Source organism: Shimia isoporae (assembly GCF_004346865.1).
GTDB classification, from domain to species: Bacteria; Pseudomonadota; Alphaproteobacteria; order Rhodobacterales; family Rhodobacteraceae; genus Shimia; species Shimia isoporae.
This window is the reverse complement of sequence record NZ_SMGR01000005.1, coordinates 135,040-158,194: the sequence shown is the minus strand read 5'-3', so window position 1 is coordinate 158,194 and position 23,155 is coordinate 135,040. Positions and strand designations below refer to the sequence as shown.

At 55.5% G+C, this 23,155-nt stretch carries 23 protein-coding genes and 2 tRNA genes; 9 read left to right on the top strand and 16 right to left on the bottom strand.

What is annotated here, in order from left to right:
• The first annotated feature begins 81 nt into the window (after window positions 1–81).
• Window positions 82–1,422, top strand: a complete 1,341-nt coding sequence (locus BXY66_RS19110) for an 8-oxoguanine deaminase (protein ID WP_132862010.1) — start codon at window positions 82–84, stop codon at window positions 1,420–1,422.
• A 44-nt stretch (window positions 1,423–1,466) separates the two neighbouring features.
• Here BXY66_RS19110 and BXY66_RS19105 read toward each other — a convergent pair.
• Window positions 1,467–1,541: transfer RNA gene (locus BXY66_RS19105), tRNA-Gly, on the bottom strand.
• 126 nt (window positions 1,542–1,667) lie between these two features.
• Here BXY66_RS19105 and BXY66_RS19100 point away from each other — a divergent pair.
• Together BXY66_RS19100 and BXY66_RS19095 are read left to right on the top strand one after the other, a co-directional pair.
• Window positions 1,668–3,170 carry an FAD-binding domain-containing protein gene (locus BXY66_RS19100; RefSeq protein WP_132862009.1) on the top strand — a complete coding sequence of 501 codons (1,503 nt, stop codon included), beginning with the start codon at window positions 1,668–1,670 and terminating at the stop codon, window positions 3,168–3,170.
• Between the two features lies 1 nt (window position 3,171).
• A complete protein-coding gene (locus tag BXY66_RS19095) occupies window positions 3,172–3,318 on the top strand; it encodes a DUF2256 domain-containing protein (RefSeq protein ID WP_132862008.1) in 147 nt (48 codons plus the stop codon).
• 13 nt (window positions 3,319–3,331) lie between these two features.
• Here BXY66_RS19095 and BXY66_RS19090 read toward each other — a convergent pair.
• Window positions 3,332–3,406, bottom strand: a tRNA-Gly gene (locus BXY66_RS19090).
• Window positions 3,407–3,537: 131 nt separating this feature from the next.
• On the opposite strand from BXY66_RS19090, the gene BXY66_RS19085 reads away from it, so the two are divergent.
• Window positions 3,538–3,891: a hypothetical protein gene (locus tag BXY66_RS19085; protein WP_132862007.1), complete on the top strand. Its 354-nt coding sequence runs from the start codon at window positions 3,538–3,540 to the stop codon at window positions 3,889–3,891.
• A 23-nt stretch (window positions 3,892–3,914) separates the two neighbouring features.
• Here BXY66_RS19085 and BXY66_RS19080 read toward each other — a convergent pair whose 3' ends face one another.
• Complete coding sequence (locus tag BXY66_RS19080) at window positions 3,915–4,538, bottom strand: HD domain-containing protein (RefSeq protein WP_132862091.1); 624 nt, start codon at window positions 4,536–4,538, stop codon at window positions 3,915–3,917.
• A 14-nt stretch (window positions 4,539–4,552) separates the two neighbouring features.
• On the bottom strand, window positions 4,553–5,410 hold the full coding sequence (locus BXY66_RS19075; RefSeq protein ID WP_132862006.1) for a phytanoyl-CoA dioxygenase family protein: 858 nt from the start codon (window positions 5,408–5,410) through the stop codon (window positions 4,553–4,555).
• A gap of 105 nt (window positions 5,411–5,515) precedes the next feature.
• Between BXY66_RS19075 and BXY66_RS19070 the strand changes: the two genes are divergently transcribed.
• Window positions 5,516–6,406, top strand: a complete 891-nt coding sequence (locus BXY66_RS19070) for a LysR substrate-binding domain-containing protein (protein WP_132862005.1) — start codon at window positions 5,516–5,518, stop codon at window positions 6,404–6,406.
• Here BXY66_RS19070 and BXY66_RS19065 read toward each other — a convergent pair.
• Window positions 6,403–7,551 (bottom strand): fumarylacetoacetate hydrolase family protein, encoded by a 1,149-nt coding sequence (locus BXY66_RS19065; protein WP_207911351.1) that lies wholly within the window; start codon window positions 7,549–7,551, stop codon window positions 6,403–6,405. The two genes, BXY66_RS19070 and BXY66_RS19065, sit on opposite strands and share 4 nt — an antisense overlap.
• Window positions 7,552–7,614: 63 nt before the next feature.
• Entirely contained in the window at window positions 7,615–8,052 is a 438-nt protein-coding gene (locus BXY66_RS19060; RefSeq protein ID WP_132862004.1) for an Lrp/AsnC family transcriptional regulator, read from the bottom strand.
• Window positions 8,053–8,158: 106 nt separating this feature from the next.
• Here BXY66_RS19060 and BXY66_RS19055 point away from each other — a divergent pair, with 106 nt between their 5' ends.
• The 3 genes from BXY66_RS19055 to BXY66_RS19045 all read left to right on the top strand — a co-directional run bounded on the left by BXY66_RS19055 (window position 8,159) and on the right by BXY66_RS19045 (window position 12,709).
• Complete coding sequence (locus BXY66_RS19055) at window positions 8,159–9,286, top strand: type III PLP-dependent enzyme (RefSeq protein ID WP_132862003.1); 1,128 nt, start codon at window positions 8,159–8,161, stop codon at window positions 9,284–9,286.
• A 74-nt stretch (window positions 9,287–9,360) separates the two neighbouring features.
• Window positions 9,361–11,661 carry a xanthine dehydrogenase family protein molybdopterin-binding subunit gene (locus tag BXY66_RS19050; protein WP_132862002.1) on the top strand — a complete coding sequence of 767 codons (2,301 nt, stop codon included), beginning with the start codon at window positions 9,361–9,363 and terminating at the stop codon, window positions 11,659–11,661.
• Window positions 11,639–12,709, top strand: a complete 1,071-nt coding sequence (locus BXY66_RS19045) for a DUF2235 domain-containing protein (RefSeq protein ID WP_132862001.1) — start codon at window positions 11,639–11,641, stop codon at window positions 12,707–12,709. Before BXY66_RS19050 ends, BXY66_RS19045 begins: the two co-directional genes overlap by 23 nt.
• A gap of 8 nt (window positions 12,710–12,717) precedes the next feature.
• Here the strand turns inward: BXY66_RS19045 and BXY66_RS19040 are convergent, their stop codons facing one another.
• The 8 genes from BXY66_RS19040 to BXY66_RS19005 form a co-directional block, all read right to left on the bottom strand.
• Complete coding sequence (locus BXY66_RS19040; protein ID WP_132862000.1) at window positions 12,718–13,389, bottom strand: nitroreductase; 672 nt, start codon at window positions 13,387–13,389, stop codon at window positions 12,718–12,720.
• Window positions 13,390–13,406: 17 nt separating this feature from the next.
• Window positions 13,407–14,513, bottom strand: coding sequence for a TFIIB-type zinc finger domain-containing protein (locus BXY66_RS19035; RefSeq protein WP_132861999.1), 1,107 nt, complete (start codon window positions 14,511–14,513; stop codon window positions 13,407–13,409).
• A gap of 69 nt (window positions 14,514–14,582) precedes the next feature.
• Complete coding sequence (locus BXY66_RS19030) at window positions 14,583–15,725, bottom strand: SPFH domain-containing protein (RefSeq protein ID WP_132861998.1); 1,143 nt, start codon at window positions 15,723–15,725, stop codon at window positions 14,583–14,585.
• A 24-nt stretch (window positions 15,726–15,749) separates the two neighbouring features.
• Entirely contained in the window at window positions 15,750–16,676 is a 927-nt protein-coding gene (locus BXY66_RS19025) for a DUF2927 domain-containing protein (protein ID WP_132861997.1), read from the bottom strand.
• Complete coding sequence (locus tag BXY66_RS19020; protein ID WP_132861996.1) at window positions 16,673–17,872, bottom strand: toxic anion resistance protein; 1,200 nt, start codon at window positions 17,870–17,872, stop codon at window positions 16,673–16,675. Before BXY66_RS19020 ends, BXY66_RS19025 begins: the two co-directional genes overlap by 4 nt.
• A 28-nt stretch (window positions 17,873–17,900) precedes the next feature.
• Complete coding sequence (locus BXY66_RS19015; RefSeq protein ID WP_132861995.1) at window positions 17,901–18,779, bottom strand: 5-bromo-4-chloroindolyl phosphate hydrolysis family protein; 879 nt, start codon at window positions 18,777–18,779, stop codon at window positions 17,901–17,903.
• A 165-nt stretch (window positions 18,780–18,944) separates the two neighbouring features.
• Entirely contained in the window at window positions 18,945–19,772 is an 828-nt protein-coding gene (locus BXY66_RS19010; protein WP_132861994.1) for a TerC family protein, read from the bottom strand.
• A gap of 129 nt (window positions 19,773–19,901) precedes the next feature.
• Complete coding sequence (locus BXY66_RS19005) at window positions 19,902–20,741, bottom strand: pseudouridine synthase (RefSeq protein WP_132862089.1); 840 nt, start codon at window positions 20,739–20,741, stop codon at window positions 19,902–19,904.
• Between the two features lie 100 nt (window positions 20,742–20,841).
• On the opposite strand from BXY66_RS19005, the gene BXY66_RS19000 reads away from it, so the two are divergent.
• On the top strand, window positions 20,842–21,291 hold the full coding sequence (locus BXY66_RS19000) for a nucleoside deaminase (RefSeq protein WP_132861993.1): 450 nt from the start codon (window positions 20,842–20,844) through the stop codon (window positions 21,289–21,291).
• On the opposite strand, the gene BXY66_RS18995 is transcribed toward BXY66_RS19000, so the two are convergent.
• Both BXY66_RS18995 and BXY66_RS18990 read right to left on the bottom strand, forming a co-directional pair.
• Window positions 21,288–22,457, bottom strand: a complete 1,170-nt coding sequence (locus BXY66_RS18995; protein WP_132861992.1) for a M24 family metallopeptidase — start codon at window positions 22,455–22,457, stop codon at window positions 21,288–21,290. The genes BXY66_RS19000 and BXY66_RS18995 overlap by 4 nt on opposite strands.
• Complete coding sequence (locus BXY66_RS18990; RefSeq protein WP_132861991.1) at window positions 22,457–23,152, bottom strand: metal-dependent hydrolase; 696 nt, start codon at window positions 23,150–23,152, stop codon at window positions 22,457–22,459. Before BXY66_RS18990 ends, BXY66_RS18995 begins: the two co-directional genes overlap by 1 nt.
• Window positions 23,153–23,155 lie beyond the last annotated feature (3 nt).

Sequence of the window (23,155 nt, the reverse complement as noted above, 5' to 3'; positions counted from 1 at the left end):
TACGTTTTGTGCCGAGTCCTTTACCCGTCTTCTGTCGGCGCAAACACACTTCACCGAAACGGGCAGAGGGAGTGTGGCGTGATGCAAGCATCTGAAATTTTGATAAAATCCGCGCAAGTCGTTTTGACCATGGATGATGACCGTACCGAGTTGTGCGATGCAGATATACGTTTGCGAGATGGTCAAGTGGCCGAGATCGGCAAAGGGCTTCGCAGCGATGGCGAATTGGTTCGGGCCGATGGCTGTGTTGTAACGCCGGGTTTGGTGAACACGCATCATCACCTGTACCAAACTCTGACTCGGGCCGTTCCGGGGGGGCAGGATGCCTTGTTGTTTGGCTGGCTGAAAACGCTCTATCCCATCTGGGCGCGATTTGGTCCTGAGGAGATGAACGTATCTGCGCAAATTGGTTTGGCGGAACTTGCGATGACGGGGTGCACGCTGACCTCCGACCATCTGTATCTTTTTCCGAACGGCGCCCGCCTGGACGATACGATCGACGCTGCCAAAGCGGTGGGAATGAGGTTCCACCCAACCCGTGGCGCCATGAGCATTGGCGAAAGCGACGGCGGGCTGCCGCCGGATATGCTTGTAGAGCGTGAGAAGGACATTCTGGACGACACGATCCGGCTTATTGACACCTATCACGACGCATCAGATGGGGCGATGGTACGTGTTGGGGTCGCGCCTTGTTCACCGTTTTCGGTGAGCAGAGATTTGATGCGGGATTCAGCGGTACTTGCCCGGGATAAGCGCGTAATGATGCACACGCATCTGGCGGAAAATGACGAAGACATCGCCTATTCGCTCGAGAAATTTGGATGCCGGCCTGGACAATATGCGGAAGAGCTTGGCTGGACGGGTGAAGACGTGTGGCACGCACACTGCGTCAAACTTGATGGACAAGAGATCGACTTGTTTGCGCGCAGTAGAACCGGGGTTGCGCATTGTCCATGCTCCAATTGTCGGCTCGGTAGCGGAATAGCACCGGTGCGGGATATGCGCGATGCGGGTGTTCCTGTTGGCTTGGGCGTGGATGGGTCTGCAAGCAACGATGCCGGCAATCTTGTACTGGAGGCGCGTCAGACCATGTTGCTGCAAAGAGTGTCGCGGGGCGCCGACGCTATGAGTGCTCGTGAGGCACTGGAAATCGCTACGCGCGGCGGCGCCGAGGTGCTTGGTCGCAACGATTGTGGGCAGATTGCCGTCGGAAAGCGGGCCGATATCGCTATTTGGGATGTCTCGGGAATCGAGGCTGCAGGAAGTTGGGATCCGGCGGCGCTTCTTTTGGCTGGTCCGATGACGGCAAAGCATGTCTTTGTTGAGGGGCGGCAGGTGGTTCGTGACGGCAACGTGACAACCATAGACTTGCCACGGGTGATCGAACGGCAGAACGAACTTGCTCGAAACTTGATGTCATGAAAGACGACAAAGGGCGCTGAGTTAATCAGCGCCCTTTTGTTTTTTGGAGCGGGCGATGAGATTCGAACTCACGACCCTAACCTTGGCAAGGTTATGCTCTACCCCTGAGCTACGCCCGCATCCTTTGGGTGAGGCGGAGATACCCATCCCGGCAAGGGACTGCAAGCGAAAAAAGTCAAAAACAACGGATGTGCTGGGGATCCGCCGTACTGTCTTGACTCGTATGCTTCGAAAGGAGCGTCGTTGTGCAGGTTGTATGGTTCAAGCGGGATCTGAGAGTAGAAGATCATCGTCCTCTTTGTCTGGCGGCGGAGCAAGGCGCAGTTTTGCCGCTCTATGTCGTTGAGGACGCGCTCTGGCAGGAGCAGGACATGTCGGCACGGCAATGGAGATTCGTGTCTGAATGCCTCGCTTCGCTTCGCAGTGCACTTGCCCAACTTGGACAGCCGCTTGTGGTGCGGCGTGGCGATGTGGTTGAAGTTTTGGCCGGTCTAAAGAGAGACGGATTGCTCTCGGTTCTGTGGTCTCACGAGGAAACTGGAAGTGGTTGGACCTTTGAACGGGACAAGCGTGTGGCCGCTTGGTGTCGAACACATGGCGTGCCATGGAACGAGCTGCAAAACCACGGGGTTGTCCGTGGGTTGGCGTCCAGAGACGGGTGGGCGACCCGCTGGGAAAAACACATGTCGCTGCCACAGTCCAAACCCCCAGCACTTATGCCGTTGTCTTTGGAAACGGGTCACATTCCTGACGGAAATGATTTGCGGTTGGCGCCTGACCATTGCCCGCTTGCACAGCGTGGGGGGCGCCGCGTGGGCTTGGGTACGCTGCATAGCTTTTTGCAAAGCCGAGGCGAAACATACCGTCGAGCAATGTCATCGCCCGTAAATGGTGCGTTCGCGTGCTCGCGACTATCGCCATACCTCGCGTGGGGAGCGCTTTCTGTTCGGGAGGTCCATCAAGCCAATTGCGCGCGTCGAGCCTCGGTTGCGCACACAGATCGTCAATGGCGGGAGTCGCTCAAGTCGTTTAACGGCCGGTTGCATTGGCATTGTCATTTCATTCAAAAACTTGAGGACGCGCCAGGTATCGAATTTCAGAATATGCATCACGCTTATGACGGAGTACGCCGGTCAGAACCCGACGTTGCCTTGCTAAAAGCTTGGAGCAATGGGGAAACCGGCCTGCCGTTTGTTGATGCCTGTATGCGGTCACTTCGGGCGACGGGCTGGTTGAACTTTAGAATGCGCGCGATGGTGATGGCCACTGCCTCATATCATCTTTGGCTGGACTGGCGGTCACCCGGATTGCAGCTCGCGCGATATTTCACCGACTACGAACCGGGAATTCATTGGAGCCAAGTCCAAATGCAATCGGGAACGACAGGTATCAACACAGCCCGGATCTACAATCCGGTGAAACAGGGCAAAGATCAGGATCCGACCGGTGCGTTCGTAAGGCGGTGGGTGCCGGAACTCCGCGAGATCGACGTTCGATGGATTCAGGAACCTTGGTTTGCCGACAATGCTGATGCTGTTTTGGACAAGGTTTATCCTATGCCAGTTGTGGATCACATGCAGGCAGCGCGCGAAGCCCGTCAGAAAATATGGGCTGTGCGTCGTGGAGAGGCGTTCAAAACGGAGGCCAAAGAAATTCAAAGCCGACTCGGCAGTCGAAAGCGGAGACGCCCGCGAAGAACCAAAAGCCGTAATGATGCCCAATTGAAATTGCCCTTCGGGGACATATGACTTGAAGATCGTTCGAAAGCGCGACTTGCCGCAGAAGGTTTGTCTGACTTGTGGGCGCCCGTTCTCCTGGCGGAAAAAATGGCGTCGGGTATGGCCGAACGTTCTTTATTGTTCGCAGCGGTGCCGCAACACAAAACGCAAAAATTAGTGGAGATCCCAATTGGAGCGGGCGATGAGATTCGAACTCACGACCCTAACCTTGGCAAGGTTATGCTCTACCCCTGAGCTACGCCCGCATCCTTTGGGTGAGGCGTGAGATATAAAGAGTCGCGCGGGGCTGCAAGCAGAAAATCGGGGGAATCCGAAAAAACTTTTTCAGACACAAAAAAGCTGGCACACGTGACCTTGCTGAATTGGAGAGAGTGAAATGATCTCACGTCGGACGCTGTTGGTTTGGGGGCTTGTGGTGCCTGCCACAGGAATCGCGCACGAAGGACATTCACATTTGCAACTTAAGATTTCAGCCGATGTTGTCCGAGTAAGGGGCGGTGTGGCTCTAGTCGAGTTGGTCTTGTTCAACACCGGAGTGACTGCCGTTAAGCTGAGAAACGTTCAGGTACCTGGTGCCGAGGTGTTGAATTTCGCCGTGCTGGGAGTGCCTGCAGGACAGATCACGGAAACGCGCTTGAAGCTGAAGTTCAGAGGGGCAATTCCTGATATTGCCTCTCTGGTTCTCGATTTCGGTTCCGATGGGGAAAAAAGCGTTTCGTTTCGGTTCTGACGCGCAGGCTCGATGAAGGTCGCCTAACTTGCCCGCGTGGCCGCAACGTCAGCGTTGATTAGCGGGACTCGAACGCCGGCATTGATGATATCCGGATCGTAGGCGGGCCGGTCAAATACTTCCCTCACCATTGGTGCAAAGAATTCTATTGGCTTGGTTTCGTAGTCTGGATCAAAGCTCGCCTGATCCCAACGCTCGCAAAAGACCACGTTGTCTTCAAAATAGGGGTGATCACGGTGACGCTCTCGTTTGTTTTGGTCAAAGCCATCCAGATGATGCCCATAGTAGACCATTTGAAAATCACCGTGAGTTTCCACAACCCATTTGCACTGTTCTCGCACGAAGGGTTTCAGGATTGTTGCCGCATATTCGTCGTGATTATACGGCGCGTAAATGTCGCCGATGTCATGCAAAAGTGCCGACACCACCCAGTCGATGTCCGCGCCATCGTTCCAGGCTCGCGTTGCGGACTGCAATGAGTGGCCCAGTCGGGTGATCTGATAACCGGAGAGGCTTTCATCAAGGTCGACGAGTGCCTTGAGCAGTCGGTCAGCAGTATGTTTGGTGTGATCGATTTCAAGCGCGTTGAGAAATTCGTACTCTTCCTTGGTGCCGTCCTTCATCTGTGTGAAGTCGACCTTGTTCATTTTCGGTGCGTCCGTCATCCGTAGAGCCTCTTGGTATCTTTGCTGCCCTTCATGAGTGCGGCTGCCTGAGCTTTTCTGATTTCCTCGTAGAGGTCCAGCGTTGGTGGATCGAACGGTGCCTTGGGCGGTGCCACGTGAACAAAGTTCCCAATCCGATCGGCGCCGCGCACCAACATCGCGTAATCCTTGTCCGCAACCTCTTGCGCAATTTCCGGATTGATATAGCGGATAACAAAGCCAATGCGTCGGTCGTCGGAAACATTCGGGCCCGACCCGTGGATTGTAAGACCGTGATGCAGCGACATTTGCCCCGGTTGCAGTTCGATGGCGGTTTTGTCCTCTGGGGCAATTTCCACCGCTACTTCCTGACCGCGCGAGAGGAGGTTGTCCGCTTCGTGGGTGTCGGCATGTGGTAGGATCGGGTTTTTGTGGCTTCCTTTTACGAAGTCCATACACCCTGATTGCACGGTCGCGGGTGAGAGCGCGATCCAGGCTGTAACAAGGCCGTCGATTGCGCCCAAGCCCCAATAAGTAAGGTCCTGGTGCATTGATACAAATGATTTTGTGTTTGGCTCTTTGATGAAAAACTCTGCGCTCCATACAAGTATGTTCGGTCCCAAAATGCCTTCGACGATGTCGAGAACGCGCGGGTCTGATGCCAGTTTCGATGCCATGGGAAGCACTACATGCGAGTTGACGCGTTTGTAGCTGTTCAAAGGCAGAGGAAGGTCGGCAGACAGCCAATCTGTTTCGATGGATTCGATTTCGGATCGCCAGCGAGCCGCTTCCTCGCGGCTCATAATGTCTAGCGGAAAAAGGTAACCGTCGTCCCAGTAATTGGACTTTTGGTCTTCGGTAAGATCAGTTTGCATGTACGCCGTCCTGTGATTTTGCTTGTACCATTCTAGGACACGCATCGCACGACACAGCACGATGGTTCTGGACCGGCAGGCTAAGTTATACTTATGCTGTGCGGCATGGCAGGACGCATCCCATCCCTAAACTGGCTTAAGGTTTTTGAGGCCGCCGCCCGCACCGAGAGTTTCGCGCGGGCCGCTGAGCAGCTGAACATGTCGGCGGCGGCTGTGAGTCAGCAGGTCAAAAGCCTTGAGGAGCGCTTGGGGGCACCGCTGTTTGTAAGGCAAGCCCATTCGGTGAAACTGACGGAGGCGGGTCGCGCATATCTTGCGCCCGTGCAGCAGTCGCTGATGACACTAGAGGAAGCGACGGAAGGGTTGTTTGGCAAGTCGCGGGAACAAGGTTTGTACGTGCATTGCGTTCTTATTTTTGCACACGGAGTACTTTCAAGAGGACTGCCCGAATTTGAAGCGGCTCACCCGGGGCTTTCCGTAGTTCTCAGCACCGGCAATTCGGCAGTGGACTTCCAGCAAGGTTTTTCGGATCTCAAAATCATCTTTGGCAATCCCCATGCCTATGGAGCGGAAAGTGACCGGATCATGGGGGAGTGGCTTTTTCCTGTGGCTGCCCCTGAAATCGCGGACAAAATTTCTCAACCGGGAGATTTGCTTGATTGGCCGCTGATCGAAGTAGGCACTCATCGCAGCGGCTGGCGCCAGATGCTCGAGGAGGTCAAAGTCATGCCGGGAGCGGGGAAAATGGTTTACGCTGACAGTACTGTGATGGCGATGGCGATGGCACGCGCAGGTCGGGGGATTGCATTGGCGCGAGCGCCTGCCTCTGATGCGGAAATGCGTGGCGCCGGGTTGGTTACTTGTCTGGACGGAGCAAGAGTCCGCGGGTCGCAAACTTATCACCTCGTGTATGACGATCTAAGAGCATTGCGTCCACCGGCTCGCCGCTTTCGAGACTGGCTTTTAGAATGGGTACGCCAACAAGGGTGGGATTAGAGGAGGTCCCGCTGCGCCAGATTGCGCATGAGGTGACTTGCACCAAACGTCCATTCCGGACACTCGGTAGAAAGCTGTACGGTGTTTTGTAGGGTTCCTAAGCCTTTTGCTGAAATTGTCACCACATCTCCGATTTTGTGCGTGAAGCCTTCGCCGGGAACATCACGGTCCTCGGTCGGCGCAAAAAGTGTACCGAGATAGAGCATCAGACCATCGGGATATTGGTGATGGCGACCAATGGTTTGCCGCACCAGATCCAGAGGGTCACGGCTAATTTCGCGCATAGTGGACTGACCATGCAATGTGAAGCCATCCGGCCCGTCCACACGCAGGGCGATGTCCGTTTTTCGCAGGTCGTCCAGAGAGAAACTGTCGTCAAACAGCCTGATCATCGGGCCTATTGCAGCGGAGGCGTTGTTGTCTTTGGCCTTTGACAGTAGGAGTGCAGATCGGCCTTCGACGTCGCGGAGGTTCACGTCGTTGCCAAGCGTTGCACCGACAATCTGTCCGTTTGACGAAACAGCCAGAACGACTTCCGGTTCAGGATTGTTCCAAGTCGAGATCGGATGAAGACCGATTTGGGCATTGTGACCAACGGCCGATAGTGATTGAGCTTTCGAAAAGACCTCTGCGTCCGGTCCAATGCCGACTTCAAGGTATTGGGACCATAATCCTTCCGAGATCAGAGCTTGTTTGACTTTCTCCGCTTCGGGGCTACCTGCGCGTAGGTTGCGTAGGCTGTCGCCAATGACTGCACCCACACGGGCGCGTATGGCTTCGGCTGCTTGTGGATCACCACTGGCCCGCTCCTCGATGACCCGTTCCACCATTGATCGGGCGAATGTGACGCCGCAAGCCTTGATGGCTTGTAAATCACAGGGGGCCAGAAAATGCGCGGCATCTGTCGAAGATGGGGCTGCGGAAAGCGTTTCGAGCGTTCCGATGGAGTTTCCCTTGGCTGTCTGAACATAGGCTGAGGGCGACGGCAATTCGCAAATGTCGCGGACCGTCGGTGCAGCCTTGGCGGTGATGTCGAAAACCTCGCCATCCCGCAGAGTTACGACGCTAGGGCCTTCAAACTCGGGGCGCCACACCCGTCCCAACCAGGTGCCGGTCATCTCTTCGTTGGTTAAAAATGCGGACATTGTTGTTCCCCGAATGGTTTTCGGGCTCAACTTTGCATGTCGACCCCAAGAGCCAAAGCGAAATTAAGTACGGGTGCGGCTCAGGCGGGTCGAAAGGTGAATCAAGCTTTCGGAACTATTGACCCCCTTGGCTTCGCCGATGCTGTCCAAAGTATCGTCAAGTTCCGCTGTGCTATCGGCGGCCAGTTGAACGATCAGGTCAAAGCGACCTGAACACGTGTGAACAGTTTCCACAGCCGGAAGCGTTTTGAGCTTCTGAAGAACCGACGGGCCGGCACGCACCTCAATCGAAATCAACGCAGTGGCACGCAATCGCGGGCGGGCAATTTCTCCGAGTTGGACTGTGTATGCCGCGATGGCACCGGAGTTTTCGAGGCGATCAAGGCGTGCTTGAACGGTCGTTCTCGCAAGATTGAGTTTTCGAGCCAATGTCGCAACGGGTTCGCGTGCATTTTCTGACAGTAGCCCAAGTAGTTTGTGGTCGGTTTCGTCAAGTTGCATTTTTTGGTCGTCATTTTGCCGTTATTGTTGTGCGAATTTACCAATTCGCTCGGTGAAATCGACTGAAATTCCGCCCAATCTGGAAAAAAAACTGGAGAGGCAGGATATGCGTAACCAACCGGCTTTGTGGCCGTCGCCCCATTGGCATTTGCCGAAGTTTCAGCCGGACACGCCGGTTTTGTATTTTGCGCCTGAAATTTTGCAATCCACGGCACGAAGATTTTTGGAAGGGTTCGACGGCCTCGTCACATACGCGGTCAAGGCGAACGACCATGATGTAGTGCTACATAATCTGGTGAGCGCGGGTATCGGCGCATTTGACGTGGCCTCGCCGTTGGAAATGGCTCGTGTCCGTCGCGCGAAATCCGATGCCGTGCTGCACTACCACAATCCTGTAAGGTCCAGAGCTGAGATCGCGGAAGCCGTCGGCCATGGGATCGCAAGCTGGTCAGTTGATTGTCATAAGGAATTGGCAAAACTCAAAGATGTGCCACGGGAGGGAACGGAGATCGCAATCCGTTTGCGTTTGCCTGTTACAGGTGCCGCCTATGACTTCGGGGAGAAATTCGGTGCAGATCCCGAAGAAGCTGTCTGTCTTTTGCAAGCGGCTGAGCAAATGGGGTTCGCAACATCGATCACTTTTCACCCCGGAACGCAATGCGTCGATCCAGAGGCTTGGGCCGTCTACATCACGGTAGCTGCAAAGGTTGCGCAAAAAGCTGGGATTACCCTGAGAAGATTGAATGTTGGTGGCGGTTTTGCGGCGCATCGGAGCGGACCTGAACCCGACTTGGATGCGATCTTTGAAAGAATATCGCACGAAACACGAAAGGTATTTGGAAGCGAAGCCCCGGGCTTGGTATGTGAACCGGGTCGCGCGATGGTAGCTGAATCCTTCACTTTGGCTTTGCGGGTAAAGGCGGTGCGGGGTGAAGCTGTGTTTCTCAATGACGGCGCCTACGGCGCCTTAACCGAATTTCGAGACATTGGCCTTCCGGATCGAGTTTCCGTTTGTCGGGGGGGTGAACAGATCGTGGGGCGCGAAACGCCCCGCGTGATATTTGGACCGACGTGTGACAGCCTCGATCGTTTGCCGGATCCAATGTCATTACCTGAAAGCCTGCAGGAAGAGGATTATCTACTTTTCCGAGCCATGGGCGCGTACACGGCGTCGATTTCAACCGGTTTCAACGGGTACGGCCGGCAAGAGATTGTAACTGTTGCGACGTTGTGATCAGGAACGGCACTGGACACCGGAATTGTTGGCGCTACTGTCCCTAGCGTAAGCGCGCGCGGGGAGAGCCAGCCATGGAAAAATTTGGAAAAAGCCAGCCAGTAAAACGGTTTGAAGACACGCGGTTCCTAACCGGCAAGGGTCAATATGTTGATGATATTGCGCCGGAAGGTGCCCTGTTCGCCTATTTTTTACGTTCACCGGTGGCGCACGCAGTCATAACGGAACTCGATGTCGCTGACGCGCGAGAAGCCGATGGTGTGGCGGTTGTGCTCACTCAACAAGACTTGCTGGCGGCAGGCATGGACGCCACGTTGGAAGGCACTCGGGTCGACAATCGCGATGGCTCTAAGGGCGCCGGTCCGGAGCGCCCATTGCTGGCCTCTGGCCGCGTGCGTTATGTGGGTGAACCTATTGCGGTCGTGGTGGCGGATTCTCTGGATCAAGCACGTGATGCCGCCGAGATGATCATGTTCGACTACGATGATCTCGACGCGCATGTTGCCCTCGCGCGCGGTGGAGAGCAGCTTCATGATGAAGCTCCGGAGAATCTTGCCTTTGATTGGGGTATGGGGGACGAGGCTGCGACTCAGGCTGCCTTTGCGAAAGCGGCCCACGTTGTAAGTCTGGAGGTCGGAGACAATCGTATCATCGTCAACGCCATGGAGCCTCGCGGCGCATTTGCCGAATGGGGCGAGGATGGTCGCGTCCATGTTGCAATAAATGGTCAGGGTGTCTGGGGACCAAAAGCCCAGATTGCGAGGATGCTCGATATAGACGCCGAAATGGTTCGGATCACCAATCCGGACACCGGTGGTGGGTTTGGCATGAAGGCTATGATGTACAATGAGCCTGGTGTGGTGGCCCATGCAGCCAAAGTCGCCGGAAAGCCGGTACGCTGGATCGCTGATAGAACGGAATCTATGCTGTCGGACAATGCGGGCCGTGATTTGACGTCGACGGTTGAGATGGCTTTCGACGAAAACCTGAAGGCAACAGCATACCGCGTTCTATCCGTTGCCAACATGGGGGCTTACAACTCTCAATTTGCGCAAGCCATCCAAACGCAGCTGTTCAGCCGCGTATTGATGGGAGTTTACGACGTTCAGACGACCTGGCTTCAAGTCGATGGCGTTTATACTAACTCGACGCCGGTAGACGCATACCGCGGAGCGGGGAGGCCTGAGGCTATTTATGTTCTTGAAAGGCTGATGGACCGCGCTGCCAGAGAATTTGGCATTTCTGGCACCGAGCTACGCCGGCGTAATTTCATACCGAAAGCCGCTTTCCCTTACAAAACGACAACTGACGAAACTTACGATGTTGGCGATTTCGAACGGGTGCTCGACCGGGCCGAGGAATTTGCTGACCTGGCAGGGTTTGAGACGCGAAAGAAACGGTCCGAGGCTAACGGCAAACTGCGCGGCGTCGGCTTGTGTTACTATATCGAGTCAATCCTCGGCGATCCTAGCGAAAGCGCGAAAGTAGAATTCAACGAAGACGGGACCGTTTCGATTTTTGTTGGTACCCAGTCAAACGGGCAGGGACACGAAACAGTTTACGCCCAATTCCTGAGTGACCAGACAGGTATTCCTGTGGAAATGATAGAAGTGGTGCAGGGCGATAGTGATCGGATCAAACAAGGCGGTGGCACCGGTGGCTCTCGGTCGGTCACGGTACAGAACACAGCGACACTTGCGACTGTGCAAACAATGATCAAGGCGTTTACCCCTTATCTGGCCGATAAGATGGGTGTGGATGCGACCGACGTCAGTTTTGATGATGAGCAATTCCGGGCCGAGGGATCCAACCTGCATCCCACGTTCCTAGAAGCGGCCGAAATGGCGCGATCTGATGGGCGTACGGATTTGCTAACCCATGAAGAACGGACCACATTGCCTGCTCGAAGTTTCCCGAACGGCGCCCACTTTGCAGAAGTCGAGGTTGACCCCGAGACGGGGCAAGTGACGATGGATCGGTATAATGTGGTTGACGATTTTGGTAACTTAATCAACCCGATGCTTGCGGAAGGCCAGGTGCACGGCGGCGTAGCACAAGGCGCGGGACAGGCGTTGATGGAGCACGTCGTTTTTGATGAAGACGGACAGTTGCTGACGGCGACGTTCATGGACTACGCAATGCCAAGGGCGAGTGACATGCCAATGATTGGTTTCACAACCGAGGCCATCCCTTCGACTGCCAATATCATGGGGATGAAAGGCTGCGGCGAGGCCGGTACAGTCGGGGCAATGGCGGCCGTGGCTAATGCTGTCCAAGACGCCCTGTGGGAGCGTGGTGTACGTCAGGCGGATATGCCCTTTACGCCCTTGAGAGTTTGGGAAATGCTGCAGGATGCCGCTACGGACGCTGCATAAAAGTCTCTGGAACTGGCTGCGGGGCGGCCCTAAAGAAGACCATTCCAAAGTGTCCGCGCGTCGCGGTCCTGTCACTCATGTTATTATTCTCGACGGTACGCTGTCGAGTTTGAGGCAGGGCGAAGAGACCAATGCTGGCTTGACTTACCGCCTGCTTCAGGAAGCCGGACCACAAGTGTCTTTGTACTACGAGGCTGGTGTGCAGTGGCCGGGATGGCGGCAAACGCTTGATGTTCTGATGGGGCGCGGGATCAACAGGCAAATCCGTCGAGCTTACGGGTATCTTGCAAGCCGGTTTCGTGTGGGCGATCGCATCATTCTGATGGGCTATTCGCGGGGAGCGTTTGCGGTTCGGTCACTGGCCGGTGTGATAGACCGAGTTGGATTGCTGCGAGCGGATTGCGCCACGGAACGGAATATCAGGACAGCTTATCGTCACTATGAGCTGACGCCCGAGAGCGAAGCCGCGAAAACGTTCGCAAAAGCGCATTGCCATGAAGACGTCAGCATCGAAATGGTGGGTGTGTGGGACACCGTAAAAGCGCTGGGCGCCCGCCTTCCGCTTCTATGGCGGGTCACGGAGAAACGTCATGCATTCCACAACCATCACCTAAGCCCTGTCGTGAAGCATGGGTTCCAAGCGTTGGCGCTGGACGAAACACGGTCTGTTTTTATGCCAGAAATGTGGGAATGCCCTGATATGTGGGACGGTCGTGTCGAACAAGTCTGGTTTCGTGGAGCACATGGTGATGTCGGAGGGCAATTGCATGGCTTTGAGCCAGCCCGACCTTTGGGCAATATACCGTTGGTCTGGATGTTGGGGCATTTGGAGGATTGTGGCGTAGAACTGCCTACGGCATGGAAGACGCGCTTTGAGTGCGATGCAACCGGTCCAATGCTCGGCACATGGCGCCGTTGGGGAAAGTTCTTCTGGCTACGCAAAAGGAGGATTGCGGGGCGCGACCGCAGTGAAAGCGTTCATGCTACTGCGAAGAGCTTTGTCAAAGCCGGAGTTGTCAAAGCGCGTGTGGTCGGAGGTTTGGGGTAGTCGACTGCCTAACCCTTCCACTCCACGAATTCATCCAGCTCAGCACGATCGGTGCGGAATTGGTTTATCGGCGCTTCAGCCTCAGGAAACCCGAACGAAATGGCCGCTAGAACTTTCCGGTCTTCTGGCAAGTCAAAGTGCTCCCGGATTACACCGGAATACAGCGACAATGCGGCCTGTGGGACGGTACCGAGCCCTTGCGCTTGTGCAGAAAGACAAAACGCAGTGATGAAACCGCCGCAGTCCAGTACGCCGTACGGTCCAAGTTCCGCAGGGCAGGTGATTACGGCCACATGAGGCGCGCCAAAAAATAAGTAGTTTTCGCGCATTTGAGAGGCGCGAGCCTCTCTGTCTCCTCGACCAATGCCGACTGCTTCATAGAGTTGCATTCCGCAAGTCCGACGCCGTTGCTGGTGCGCTCCGGTGTAGGTGCTTGGGAACGGGAAATCAGGTCCGGGGGTGCCGCTGTCGAATGCATCAGCCATGACTGCCCGAAAAGCTTCGGTTTCGGCCCCTGAAGTGACTATCACTTTCCAAGGCTGTGCGTTGCACCATGACGGAGCGCGACCGGCGTCAATCAGGACTTGAGAGATGGTGCCTTGCGGCACTTGATTTTTCTGAAATGCGCGACATGAATGTCGGCTGCTAAGCAGCTCTTGCAGGGCGGCATGTGCTGTCATTGCCAGTGTCCCGTTCACTATTGGTTTTGGGCGATGATATACCCAATTCCTGCAGCGACAAGCAGAGCGACCAAAGCTGCAATAGCAATCTTGATCGAAGAGTAGGGTCGCTCTCCCTGGACCCGCCCAGTTTGCCCGTTCACGACAAAACGGTATGTTTTGCCACGGTATTTGTAGGCCGCCATCCAGACTGGCAACAAGATGTGCTTGAAGGTCACGTCACTCACGGCCGTAGAGATGTTGTGGATGCGCTGGCGATCACCGCCGATATCGAAAGCCACATCACGACGAATGACCGCATCCATGTGCGCGCGGGCTTCTTCATAACCGTCCTGTAGTTCCAACGAATAACCCTCGGCCTGAAATCCAGCGAGATACTCTGGAGAATAAGGTTCGAGTTTGGAGAGATCCCAGGGGTGAAGCGCGTCGGTATAGCGCTTGGGTAAAGCGCGTGAACCCAGAACGAGAATATCATCAAACCATCGTTTCACGCGTCCTGATGCGGGCGTCCACCGTATCTTTTGAACTTGGCGCTGCTCTGGTTTGCCGTCGCGCATCACGGTTTCGGTGACGTAATAGACGGTTCCTCTTTCACCGTTGTAGGAGGATTTTGTGTCGGCATCGTAAGTCCAAAATGGCACATAAACACCGTCCATTTTGCGACCCTTGCGGGCGTATTCCGAAAGTCCATTGGGCGCGAACCAAAGCTTTCCAAGCCAAGAGTTCATGGCGTCATGCGCTGCGCGCTCTGCAAACTGAAAAGGGAGCACGGCTCGAGGTTTGATCTGGCGATGTGTCCCGGTGTCCACCACGACAGGTGTCGCGCAAAAGGGGCATTCGGTTGCGTGCGTATCCCCGTCAAAAACAACGTGCGCCGCGCAGTTTGGACATGTGCTGGCGCGGGTTTCGATCATTTCAGCCGCCGGCAGTTGTTCCGCGAGCGCCGCCCTGAAGTCCAGCTCTGCAATAGCTGTTGCCCGATCACCTTGTTCGGTGGATTCTTCGTGGCCACAGTGGTCGCAAACAAGTTTTCCCTGGTTCGGGGCGAAGCGATAGTCGGCACCGCAATTGGGGCATGGAAAACGGGTTGTTTCCTTTGGTGCGGGAGGCGGTATGTCGGTCATAGATTTTGCGTCCGAATAGCTGGTCTCAATGCAACAATTATCGCCTGGAAGCGATGCCGAGAGATGGCATTACGCGCCGGGCGGAGGCGGCGGCAAAACAGTAAAAAGCTGCGCCAATTCGGCGACGTCTTCGGCGTGTTTCCAACCGTCTTGACCTGCGGTCCAGACATGAGTTTTACGCGTGATTTCTCCCGCTGTTGCCATGCGACCCAAGGCAGCCTTTGAAAAGGGACCCTTGGTTTGTCCGCTTTCGGCGATGTGCCAAACGTGTTCGACCGGCGGCGGAGGGGGCGGTGCCGTAGCAGCCTGTGGCGCAGGCGCGGCGGCTGGCGCGGCACCCCAGGGGCCGGGTTGAGGCTGAGCAGTCTGGTTCGCCATTTGTTGGGCCATGGCCATCCCCATTCCCATGCCAAGACCTGCGCCCATGCCGGAATTCGGCGTTTGCGCCGCCGCCGTCATTGCTTCAGCGGCGGAGAATTGAGTGTATTTTCCCAAATCGCCGACGATGCCCATTGAGGTGCGCTTGTCCATGGCTTCCTCTACCGCGGGCGGCAAGGAGATGTTTTCGATGTAGAGCTCGGGGATCGCCAGGCCATATTCGGCGATTGTGCCTGAGATTTCCGCGGCAACCAGTTTCCCCAAGTCAGAGGTATTCGCCGCCATGTCCAGAACCGGAATGCCCGATCCTGCGATCACACGCGAGAATTCCTGCACGATGATGTTGCGAATCTGGAAACTGATTTCATCCATAGTGAATTCGCCGTCAGTACCGACAATCTCGGTCAGGAACCGCGCCGGATCGACGACACGAATGGCATAGGTGCCGTAGGCACGAAGGCGGACTGGCCCAAACTCGGGATCACGCGCCATGATTGGGTTCTTGGTACCCCATTTCAGATCGGCGAAACGGGTTGTGTTGACGAAGTAGATCTCGGATTTGAAGGGACTTTGAAAGCCGTGATCCCAGTGTTGCAGCGTCGTCATTATCGGCATGTTGTTGGTCTCGAGCATGTAGAGACCAGGCGTGAACACGTCCGCCAGTTGACCTTCATGCACAAAGACAGCCGCCTGGCCCTCGCGCACGGTCAGTTTCGCACCATACTTGATTTCATGCCCTTCGCGTTCAAACCGCCAAACCAGCGTGTCGCGTGTGTCATCTACCCAATGAATGACGTCGATGAATTCACCGGTGAGAAAGTCGAAGATACCCATTTTGTGGCTCCTTTGGAGAATGGATCAGTAAATGCGGCCGGTCTGTTCGCGGGCCAAGATGTAAATGATGGGACGAGCCTCGTCCACGGTCATGCCGGGGGAGAGTCGCGCATCGTAAAGCATGCTAAGAAGCATTTCGTCGTGCGTTGTCAGCAAGGCAAATTCGTCGTCATCGTTGAAAATCGAGGGACGCGCGGATGGGCTATCGTTTGCCAGTCCTAGCCCCTGCGCGACTTCTTCGTGGAAGCATGATTTGCGGAGAAGATCGGGGTGTTCCGCGCGGACAAATGCGACCGCTTTGCCATACGTGCTGCTGTTTTCGGCGTCCGGGAATGCTACGACGAAACAATAGAGGTCGCGCGGAAGGTTCAGAAACAGATTGCGCGTCGTGGTCGAGGCATTGGGTAGCAGTTGCGCGACGCGGGTCTCTAACGCATCCCGGTCATCATAGCCCATCACAAGCACATGGAAGTTCGCGCGGGCAGCGCTCTGGCTGATTTTATGGCCGGTCGCTTTGGCTAAGCGCGGGACAAGAGAATTCAAGGTTTCCCTGTCCTTAGCCTTGTTAACTTCGCTCACGGAGGGACCGAACTCCAGACTGACCCGGACGGGTTTGTCCCAACGTCTCAGATCTGAGGCCTGACCTTTGCGGCTAAAGCCTGAATCGCGGGCGTACTCTTCAAAAAACGCGATTCTCTCGAAATTGCGGGCCAGCATGTCAGCCGTGAATGGAGTGTCTGGGCCGCCACCATCGATACGCAACAGGCCACGGGCCTGCAGGTCTTGTTGGACGTGGACATAGTAGTTGCGGAGGGACTGGCTGGCCTCGGAAACAGTCTCTGTCGAGGGTGCAGACGGTTCCGGGCGCGTGGTTCCGCTCGTGTCGATGGCGTCGCAGGCGACGAGAGCCGCCAGCGAGAGGGTCTTTGCTATGGTGCGAGGCGAGATCACGCGTCTGGAACAGAAGTTGAGGCAGTGTCACCTAAGCCAGTTTTGCGCGCTTTGGCTGCTGCCAAAGTGTCACGCAGTTCGGCTTCCATCTTCTTCATGTCTTCTTCGGCCGCAGCGCGCTTGGCTTTGCCTTCGTCTGCGATCTGCAGCGATTCATTGATGGTCGCAATCAGGTCAGCATTGGCCTGTTTCACCGCTTCGATGTCAAAAACGCCGCGCTCCATTTCCTCACGCACGACCTTGTTTGTTTCACGCAGGTTCTTTGCATTGGCGGTCAGCAACTCGTTCGTGAGATCGTTCGCGTCGCGAACAGCAGCAGCGGCTTCGGCTGATCGCTGAATGGTGACAGCTTGGGCAAGCTGGGTTTCCCAAAGAGGAACGGTGTTGACCAGCGTTGAGTTTATTTTGGTAACCAAAGACTTGTCGTTTTCCTGAACCAGTCGGATCGATGGTAGGGATTGCATTGTCACCTGACGGGTCAGTTTGAGATCATGCACGCGGCGTTCAAGATCATCCCGAGCGGCGCGAAGGTCACGCAGTTCCTGTGCCTTCATTACTTGATCGTTCTCGTCCGCAGCCTGAACTTCGGCTTCCTTTGCTGGAATGGTTGCGCTGTCCAGTTCCTCGATTTTCGCTTCGCCAGCGGCAATGTAGAGCGCGAGTTCATCATAAAATGCGAGCGTTTTTTCGTACAGAACGTCAAGCGACTTGATGTCTTTCAAGAGCTTGTGCTCATGCCCCAGAAGATCGTCTGTGACTTTGTCGATCTGGTCCTGCACTTCTTCGAATTTTGCAGTGAATTGCGCAAAGGGCGCGGCACGTCCCAACAGTTTTTCCCAAAAAGTGCGTTCACGTCTCACGTCGAGTTCTGACACAGAGAAACCGCGAATGGTCGTCACGATATTGCGGAGACTGTCACCGGCCGGTCCAACATCCTTGTTGCGTACATCCTGCAGCATGGCTTGCGAAATGGTCTGCAATTCGGATTGAGCGGCGGAACCAAACGACACGATCGAGTTGGTATCGCTCATGTCCAGCTCGGCCATGCGTTTGGTGATCTCGTCCGAAGTTGGTGCGTCGGCGTCCGCGAGCGGAACAATGGCGTTGGCCTCGGTGGGCTCAACCAATTCGACGGCTTCCAATTCTTTAAGTTCTATTTCTATGGCTTGTGCCTTTTTCTGGACTTGTTCAGACATTGAGGTCCCTCTCCGCTGGAGTTTTCTGTCAGTTGTGGCGCACGCCCTCGCGCGCAAGACGTTCGCGCAGAACGTCGATTTCGATATTCAAATCGCTCTTATCATCAAGAAGCAGCTTCTGATTGCGGGCGGCGAAATTCTCTTCGAGGTCATCCAGAAGCGCTTCGTACTCAACGCGCGCCTCCAGATTACGGGTGCGGCTATAAAGGTCGGCAAACTTAACCGTCGCGTCCTTTGCGCCGAGCAAATAGACGCCCAAATAACGACGCGCGGAGCTAAGGTCTCGCGGATCGTTCTCAACTGTTCTGAAGAGTGCGCGGGCAGCTTGCTGGAAGCGCTCCACGCGGCCTTCAAGGGTGCGGTCGCCTGCACGACTTATTGCATCAGACATCGCTCGCAGGTGCTCCTCAGCCTCGTCTACGGCGCGAGCAACACGGTCAGTCTGATGCAGGTCAACCCCTTCCATTCCTTTGTCGCGCAACGGGTCCGGTCCAAAAGCAAACAGGTGCAAGCCAAAGCCAAGTATCGCGAAGATGAGGGCTTCAAATGCGCCATGACCTGCAAAACCAGCGAGCGCGAGGCCGCCGGCCGTGAGCAGCGAACCAAGGATTTTGCGCGGAAGCGTCGGGCGCCGAGCGACTTTGCGTGCGTCGTAAGCGTCATGTGCCTCCTGACCGGCACGCGTCATCCACGCCGCCATAACCAGCACCACAAGCGCACAGAGGTATTGCGCCATCACAATCGGCTCGGAGGTGAACGCCTTCCAGATTAAGGGCAGTGGAGCGATAAATAACAGGTTCACCCGTCCGCCAGCGCGGGACCTGCGAGCATCCCGAAAAGCTTCCGCTTGAGGTGCTTCGCCGGATTGTCCGCCGGGACTGTATTTTCCACCAAATTTCTGCGCCATCACGAGCCTCCTGTGACAGTCACATAGAGGATGAGGATGACAAGCAGAAAAAACGAAAGTTTCTGCAATCCACTTTCAGACATGGCAATACAAGTCCCTTCCAACCCTGATGAAATCTAGGAACTCCGCAGCCCCGTGGCTAGGGGGAAGATTCCCGCATTCACCTCAGTGATTGTCGCTATTTTGTTCGGCAGCACGTTCTGCCGCGAGTTTCCGAGCATAGCCTGATTGCAGGATTTCCACGATAAACAGGACCGCCACCGAAAAATAGAAAGTGGTTTTGGACATCGGCACAACTTCGTACCCGAAAAACTTCAATGCGAGAGACGGGTCGTGCATTGCATGGGCTGCTGCCTGTCCGGCTTCACCGAGCAGAACAACGCCAACGATCAGTAGGATAAACAGACCGAGCACCTCGTACATGCGGTTCTTTTTGAGAAATTCGGTGACGCCGTCAGCGAGCAGCAACATTGCCGCGCCTGACAACAAAATGGCTGTGGCCAAAATCGGGAAGACGTCGGTAATCGCGAGAGCAGAAAGTACCGAGTCGAAGGAGAAAATGAGGTTCATGGCAACAATCAGAAGCACCACCTGAACGGCTGATTTGCGGCCTTTTTTGTCCACATCTTTTTCCAGGTGTTCGATTGCCAGCATGTGGCTGATTTCCTTGACCGCCGTGTACATCAGGAACACCCCGCCGATGATGAAAATACAGGTCGCGAAGTTTATACCACCTTCGATCCAGCCGCCTTCGGCAAAAATATGGAAAGGCTCCGCCATTGCGTCAATCAGCTGGATCATTGCGAACAGGAGAACCACGCGCAGAGCCACAGCGATGATGATACCCCAAAAACGAACAGCTTTTTGCTGGTTTGCTGGGGCACGTTGGCTTTCGATCGAAATGTATAGAAGATTGTCAAAACCCAACACGGCTTGCAGGAAGCAAAGCATCAGCAAGTCGGTCAGGTTTTCCAAAGTCAGTAGATCGGCCATTACACGCGTCCCCGTTGTTTTTCATGCGTTTTTTCGCTCAATAACGCATGGTGGGAGACAAAAAAATGAAAAACGCGCAGATAATTCCCCCTTGCTGAAGGGGCAAGGATTCGGCCCTTTGTCAGCAGGCTATTTTCGGCGTCGAGCGGGCTTGCGGCGCGTTTCGGGCGGCACAGCCCCATCAAGTCCAAGCTGATCACGCACAACTCTACGGCGCAGTTCTTCGACTTCTCCCGGCTTGAGATTGCCGAGCTGAAAAGGGCCGTAGCTGACGCGGATCAGGCGGTTCACCGTCAAGCCAATCGCCTCCATCGCGCGACGGATTTCGCGGTTTTTACCTTCTCTCAGGCCGACTGTAGCCCACGCGTTGGCGCCTTGTTGGCGATCAAGAGAGATCTCCATCGGCTGAAATTTCTCGCCATCAATTTCGATGCCTTTTCGCAGGGGCGTGAAGGTATCTTCTGTGGGGCGACCATTTATACGAACGCGATATTTTCGCAGCCACCCCGTGGATGGCAGTTCCAGCTTCCTCTTGAGGCCGCCATCATTTGTTAGCAGCAGAAGGCCTTCTGAATTCAAGTCGAGACGACCAACGGTCATCACCCGCGGCAAATCCGGTGGCAGTTTGTCAAAGATCGTCGCGCGCCCTTTCTCATCCCGGTTTGTCGTGACCAGACCTGCAGGCTTGTGATACAGCCAGATGCGTTCAGGGTCAGGCTCACCAACGGGTTTGCCATCCACGGTTATGCGTGCGCGAGCGGTCACGTTCAGCGCAGGGCTGTCGATCGTTTTTCCGTTCACCGTAACGCGACCGGCTTCGATCATGCGCTCAGCTTCGCGGCGCGATGCGACACCGGCGCGGGCAAGAACTTTGGCAATGCGATCGCCCTCGGGGGGGCTGTCTTTGGCTTGCGGCGGAGTCTTATCAGGAGCCTTCGCGGTTTTGCGGGCGACTGGTTTCCGAGTCATGGCTGCGGCGCTGGGTTTTGTGGGCTTGCGGGTCATGGCTGTGCCTTAGCGAAATTTGGGGGATTGCGAAAGGGGGCGCAGCAAGGCACACCCTTTGTCAATGAAGTTCAAAAGTCATATGACGCGGGCTCTGGCCGAGGCGCACGCAGCTTCCGAGCGGGGCGAAGTACCAGTTGGGGCCGTAGTTGTTTCGCCGGAAGGCAAGGTGGTGGCCGCCGCTGGCAACCGGACGCGCGAACTAAGCGATCCGACCGCGCATGCAGAGGTTTTGGCAATTCGCGAGGCATGTGAGTTGGCAGGCAGCGAACGGCTGCCGGGGTATGATCTTTATGTCACTCTTGAGCCGTGTCCCATGTGCGCGAGCGTGATTTCGCAGACGCGAATTGCGCGGCTTTACTACGGTGCATCGGATCCCAAGTCTGGCGGCGTCGCGCAGGGGCCACGTATATTTTCACATCCGCAAAGCCACCATGTGCCGGAAATCTATGACGGAATATCCGCAGATGAAGCGGAGGTGCTTCTCAAAAAATTCTTTGCGGAGCGGCGCTAGACCGGAACAACGTGAATGCTTCGAGGGATGTCGGCCAACGGTTCACCGCCATCAGGCGTGACGACGAAACTGTCCGTAATGGCTACACCCCAATCAGGTGTCCAGAGGCCGGGCATAAGATGGAACGTCATGTTTTCTCTGAGTTCCGTTTGGTCGCCGGGGCGTAAACTCATCGTCCGTTCTCCCCAGTCCGGTGGGTAGCTCAGACCGATCGGATATCCAGTGCGGTTCGCCTTTTCATAACCAGCACGCGCAAAGCTTTCGAAAACGCAGGATGCCACGTCTTCGCAAGTTGTGCCGGGTTTGGCTGCGGCAAAAGCGTCGTCAATTGCGCGCAAAACAGCGTCTTCGGCGCGACGGATGTCTTTTGGGGGGTCACCCATGTAAAGGGTGCGACTGGCAGGCGCGTGATAGCGGTGAAAACAGCCGGAGACTTCAAAATACGTGGCTTCATTGCGACCAAGGGGCCGGTCGTTCCAAGTGATATGAGCAGCAGATGCCTCTTTTCCGGAAGGAGCTATAGGGGCAATCGCGGCATAATCACCTGCAATACCGTCAACGCCTGCAATTCCTGCTGACTGCACTTCGGCTACCAATTCGTTTTTCGGTCGCCCCTCGCGAAACCCTTCGCGCAAAGTCGCGTGCATGTGGGCTGTCAGCCTGCCCGCCTTTCGCATCAGTGTAAGTTCTGTTTGGCTTTTGACGGCTCGTTGCCAGTTCACAAGGCCAGTGGCGTCAACGAGGGGACCAAAGGCTCCTTCCAGGATCGCGTGGGCCTTTGCAGAGTAGTAATAGTTGTCCTTCTCGACCGCGATAGATCGGGTCAGTCCGCGTTCCCTCAGATGCTTGGCTAGGGCTTCGTATGGATGGCGATCGGGGTGCTGTACGTGCTCTTCCGGCCAGTCGAGTAAATGGCTGGCCTGCAACCACGTGGTCTGGGCGGCGCCCGCCTTGTCTTGTGGTCGACCCCACCAGAACGGATCGCCGGACAATGGCACAACGACAGCCTGCGGTACGTAAAAACTCCAGCCATCATAACCGGTTAGCCATGCCATATTGGATGGATCGGCAACGATTAGAGTTTCAATGTCGTTTGCCGACATGGCGGCACGGGTTTTGGCAATCCGTTCGGCATACTCGTCTTGAGTGAAGTCGTTTGCTGGCATCAGAGCTCGATGGCCTGCATGATCTTGGGTTCAATGACATCCACGCCCGGCAGCCCGTCAACGAGGTCTTTGGCAGACTGTTCAAGAATGGGGAAAGTCGCATAGTGACAAGGGATCACTGTTTTGAAATTGAAGTAGCGTTTGGCCGCATACGCTGCGCCTTTCATGTCCATGGTGAAATGGCCGCCAGCCGAGATAATGCCGATGTCGGGTTTGTAGTAGTCTCCCATCCAGTCCATGTCTGCCATGATGCCGGTGTCGCCAGACAGGTAAATTGTCTTGCCTTCGGTCATCAACATATAGCCAACCTCAGATCCCGCAGCCTTGGGACCCTCCTCGCTGCCAAAGGTGGAACTGTGGCAAGCTGGCACCATGGCAAGGGAAACACCATCTCCCAGACTTACTGTGCCGCCCTTATTGAACCCAATGGTTTCAACGCCTTCGTGTTCCGACCAATGTCCCATGAGGTCATACTGTCCCACCACAGGTACTGACAGCTTGCGAGCCAGAGGAAGCATATCTGCGACGTGGTCAAAATGGGCATGTGTTAGGATAAGATGGGTTGCGCCATCGGTTGCAGTCTTGTGTTGATCTTCGGGCAATACCGGATTGCCGGTCAGCCAAGGATCGAGCAGTAATACCAAGCCTGCGGTTTCGATGCGAAAGGAGCCGTGGCCCATCCAGATGATTTTCATGGT

What these genes read in the sequence shown, in the direction of transcription:
- BXY66_RS19020 (WP_132861996.1), bottom strand. Translation starts at nt 17,872, where the DNA reads ATGTCTGAACAAGTCCAGAAAAAGGCACAAGCCATAGAAATAGAACTT.
- BXY66_RS19065 (WP_207911351.1), bottom strand. Translation starts at nt 7,551, where the DNA reads ATGTCCGCATTTTTAACCAACGAAGAGATGACCGGCACCTGGTTGGGA.
- BXY66_RS19005 (WP_132862089.1), bottom strand. Translation starts at nt 20,741, where the DNA reads ATGACTCGGAAACCAGTCGCCCGCAAAACCGCGAAGGCTCCTGATAAG.
- BXY66_RS18990 (WP_132861991.1), bottom strand. Translation starts at nt 23,152, where the DNA reads ATGAAAATCATCTGGATGGGCCACGGCTCCTTTCGCATCGAAACCGCA.
- BXY66_RS19080 (WP_132862091.1), bottom strand. Translation starts at nt 4,538, where the DNA reads ATGAACAAGGTCGACTTCACACAGATGAAGGACGGCACCAAGGAAGAG.
- BXY66_RS19030 (WP_132861998.1), bottom strand. Translation starts at nt 15,725, where the DNA reads ATGGGTATCTTCGACTTTCTCACCGGTGAATTCATCGACGTCATTCAT.
- BXY66_RS19035 (WP_132861999.1), bottom strand. Translation starts at nt 14,513, where the DNA reads ATGACCGACATACCGCCTCCCGCACCAAAGGAAACAACCCGTTTTCCA.
- BXY66_RS18995 (WP_132861992.1), bottom strand. Translation starts at nt 22,457, where the DNA reads ATGCCAGCAAACGACTTCACTCAAGACGAGTATGCCGAACGGATTGCC.
- BXY66_RS19070 (WP_132862005.1), top strand. Translation starts at nt 5,516, where the DNA reads ATGGCAGGACGCATCCCATCCCTAAACTGGCTTAAGGTTTTTGAGGCC.
- BXY66_RS19000 (WP_132861993.1), top strand. Translation starts at nt 20,842, where the DNA reads ATGAAGTTCAAAAGTCATATGACGCGGGCTCTGGCCGAGGCGCACGCA.
- BXY66_RS19060 (WP_132862004.1), bottom strand. Translation starts at nt 8,052, where the DNA reads ATGCAACTTGACGAAACCGACCACAAACTACTTGGGCTACTGTCAGAA.
- BXY66_RS19010 (WP_132861994.1), bottom strand. Translation starts at nt 19,772, where the DNA reads ATGGCCGATCTACTGACTTTGGAAAACCTGACCGACTTGCTGATGCTT.
- BXY66_RS19110 (WP_132862010.1), top strand. Translation starts at nt 82, where the DNA reads ATGCAAGCATCTGAAATTTTGATAAAATCCGCGCAAGTCGTTTTGACC.
- BXY66_RS19055 (WP_132862003.1), top strand. Translation starts at nt 8,159, where the DNA reads ATGCGTAACCAACCGGCTTTGTGGCCGTCGCCCCATTGGCATTTGCCG.
- BXY66_RS19015 (WP_132861995.1), bottom strand. Translation starts at nt 18,779, where the DNA reads ATGGCGCAGAAATTTGGTGGAAAATACAGTCCCGGCGGACAATCCGGC.
- BXY66_RS19045 (WP_132862001.1), top strand. Translation starts at nt 11,639, where the DNA reads ATGCCGCTACGGACGCTGCATAAAAGTCTCTGGAACTGGCTGCGGGGC.
- BXY66_RS19075 (WP_132862006.1), bottom strand. Translation starts at nt 5,410, where the DNA reads ATGCAAACTGATCTTACCGAAGACCAAAAGTCCAATTACTGGGACGAC.
- BXY66_RS19085 (WP_132862007.1), top strand. Translation starts at nt 3,538, where the DNA reads ATGATCTCACGTCGGACGCTGTTGGTTTGGGGGCTTGTGGTGCCTGCC.
- BXY66_RS19040 (WP_132862000.1), bottom strand. Translation starts at nt 13,389, where the DNA reads ATGACAGCACATGCCGCCCTGCAAGAGCTGCTTAGCAGCCGACATTCA.
- BXY66_RS19050 (WP_132862002.1), top strand. Translation starts at nt 9,361, where the DNA reads ATGGAAAAATTTGGAAAAAGCCAGCCAGTAAAACGGTTTGAAGACACG.